Source organism: Mesorhizobium qingshengii (genome assembly GCF_027563465.1).
In the GTDB taxonomy this organism is placed as follows: domain Bacteria; phylum Pseudomonadota; class Alphaproteobacteria; order Rhizobiales; family Rhizobiaceae; genus Mesorhizobium; species Mesorhizobium qingshengii_A.
This window is the reverse complement of sequence record NZ_JAPFQA010000062.1, coordinates 1-431: the sequence shown is the minus strand read 5'-3', so window position 1 is coordinate 431 and position 431 is coordinate 1. Positions and strand designations below refer to the sequence as shown.

1 protein-coding gene and 1 pseudogene are annotated in these 431 nt (G+C 63.1%); both read left to right on the top strand.

Annotated elements, in window-relative coordinates:
• Nucleotides 1-231 (top strand): annotated as a pseudogene (locus OOJ09_RS31965) (arsenate reductase ArsC); the annotation flags it as partial.
• A gap of 5 nt (nucleotides 232-236) precedes the next feature.
• A partial coding sequence (locus tag OOJ09_RS31960; protein ID WP_269909029.1) for an aquaporin occupies nucleotides 237-431 on the top strand: 195 nt, incomplete at its 3' end.

Below are 431 nucleotides of genomic sequence, written 5' to 3'. Positions count from 1 at the left end.
GAATCCTGCCCGATCTGGCCCGGCCAGCCGATGACGGCACATTGGGGCGTGCCCGATCCCGCAGCCGTGGAAGGCACCGATGCGGAGAAGCATCTCGCCTTTGCAGACACCTACCGCATGCTCAACAACCGTATTTCAATCTTCGTCAGTCTGCCAATGAACATGGTCGACAAGCTCGCCTTGCAGAAGCGGCTGGACGAGATCGGCCGCAAGCTGCCGAAGGCTGGCTAGGCGCTATGGCTGACCTTTCCCGTCGCATCGCCGCTGAGGCGCTTGGCACAGCCTTGCTCGTCGCGACCGTGGTAGGCTCCGGTATCATGGCCGCCCGCCTCACGCACGACACCGCGCTAGCGCTGCTGGGGAACACCCTTCCTACAGGCGCCATCTTGGTGGTGCTGATCACGATATTCGGGCCGATCTCAGGTGCCCAC